We start from the raw sequence: 2,199 nt of genomic DNA on the forward strand, positions 1-2,199 counted from the left end.
ATCTGTTCTGTTGCATGGCCGCTCCACGGTTTTTTTTAAATTATTGTTGCTCACCTGCACGCCAGGTTCAGGTGGCCGGAGTACCGCATCGACAACATGACATCCAGGGTTCCGGCCAACTGCCCGTGCACTCAATAACCGTGCCGACAACCGCCTCTGAACCCGCACCGCTTATATAACGTGCTGATGTTTATCAGCTTTCCAATTGAACCTGCGGTACTTGCCGCATGCGTCAGGCTAAACAATACGCAAGTTGCCAGAACCTTCAGGTCTCAATCTGGTGCATCACAATTATTTTTATTTCTCTACGCCGTCAAGCGGCATATCTCAAGCGCCTGATTTGCAATAAGAAATATTGATCAGATCAAGAACCTGTCAAGTGCGTCAAAACAGGGTGGGCATGCTTCATTTTGGTGAAAATAGGATTTTTCTTATAAATATCAACAAGATGAAACACATAAAAGTTTGCGAAAAATCTGCTTGCTCATTCGAAAAACTCGGGCTAGTTTCTATTCCTGTCACCGATGACAGGAATTAACCGACCCTCGGTGCGCTGTATTACAACACTTAGAACTGGCACAAGCCGGTCAAGCCTGTGAGGAACTCGACATGTCGCTGTTGATCCGTGGCGCCACCGTTATTACCCATGATGAAAGTTACCGCGCCGATGTGTTATGCGCAGAGGGTCTAATTCGCGCCATTGGCACGAATCTGGATATTCCCGCAGGCTGCGAAGTACTCGATGGCAGCGGCCAATACTTGATGCCGGGCGGCATCGACCCCCATACCCATATGCAATTGCCCTTCATGGGCACCGTGGCCAGTGAAGACTTTTTCAGTGGTACGGCGGCAGGCTTGGCCGGTGGTACCACCTCGATCATCGACTTCGTGATTCCCAACCCGCAGCAATCGCTGATGGAAGCTTTCCACCAGTGGCGCGGCTGGGCCGAAAAGTCTGCCGCCGACTACGGGTTTCATGTAGCGATCACCTGGTGGAGCGAGCAGGTACGCGAGGAAATGGCCGAGTTGGTCAGCCATCACGGCATCAACAGCTTCAAGCATTTCATGGCCTACAAGAACGCGATCATGGCGGCCGATGACACCTTGGTCGCCAGTTTCGAACGCTGCCTGGAACTCGGCGCCGTGCCCACCGTGCATGCCGAAAATGGCGAGCTGGTGTATCACCTGCAACGCAAACTGATGGCCCAGGGCATCACCGGGCCGGAAGCCCATCCGCTGTCGCGCCCGTCCCAGGTGGAAGGCGAAGCGGCCAGCCGTGCCATCCGGATTGCCGAGACCATCGGCACGCCGCTGTACCTGGTGCATGTGTCGACGAAGGAAGCCCTGGATGAAATCACCTATGCCCGAGGCAAAGGCCAGGCGGTGTACGGTGAAGTGCTCGCCGGCCACCTGTTGCTCGATGACAGTGTATACCAGCACCCCGACTGGCAGACCGCCGCCGGCTATGTGATGAGCCCGCCGTTCCGCCCGCGCGGGCACCAAGAGGCACTGTGGCATGGCCTGCAAGCGGGCAACCTGCACACCACCGCCACCGACCATTGCTGCTTCTGCGCCGAGCAAAAAGCCGCCGGGCGTGATGACTTCAGCAAGATCCCCAACGGCACCGCCGGCATTGAAGACCGCATGGCGCTGCTGTGGCACGAAGGCGTCAATACCGGGCGTTTGTCGATGCAGGAATTTGTCGCGCTGACCTCCACCAACACCGCGAAGATCTTCAACCTCTATCCCCGCAAAGGCGCGATACGTGTGGGCGCCGATGCCGACCTGGTGCTATGGGACCCCGAGGGCACGCGGACCATTTCGGCCAAGACCCACCATCAGCAGGTGGACTTCAACATCTTCGAAGGCAAGACCGTACGCGGCGTGCCCAGCCATACCATCAGCCAGGGCAAGCTGGTGTGGGCCGATGGCGACCTGCGCGCCGAGCGAGGGGCCGGACGGTATGTGGAGCGGCCGGCGTATCCGTCGGTGTTCGAGCAGTTGAGCAAGCGGGCAGCGCTTTCCAAGCCGGTGGCCGTAAACCGCTGAATCCAAAAAAAGCGGACGCGGAGCGTCCAGTGAGGCATTCCCACGCAGAGCGTGGGAACGATCGCCCACCTCAATAACCGTGAGGCCAACACCGTGATCCAGACCCTGACCCACCTCCCCCACCCCCGCGAAGACGGGGCCACCATCGCC

At 57.8% G+C, this 2,199-nt stretch carries 1 protein-coding gene; it reads left to right on the forward strand.

Annotated elements, in window-relative coordinates; all coding sequences use genetic code 11:
• The first annotated feature begins 609 nt into the window (after window positions 1-609).
• Window positions 610-2,049, forward strand: coding sequence for a dihydropyrimidinase (gene hydA / locus GIW04_RS30085; protein WP_094775261.1), 1,440 nt, complete (start codon window positions 610-612; stop codon window positions 2,047-2,049).
• Window positions 2,050-2,199: the final 150 nt, after the last annotated feature.

The organism is Pseudomonas sp. PA-4-8C (genome assembly GCF_021606625.1).
Taxonomy (GTDB): Bacteria; Pseudomonadota; Gammaproteobacteria; order Pseudomonadales; family Pseudomonadaceae; genus Aquipseudomonas; species Aquipseudomonas lactis.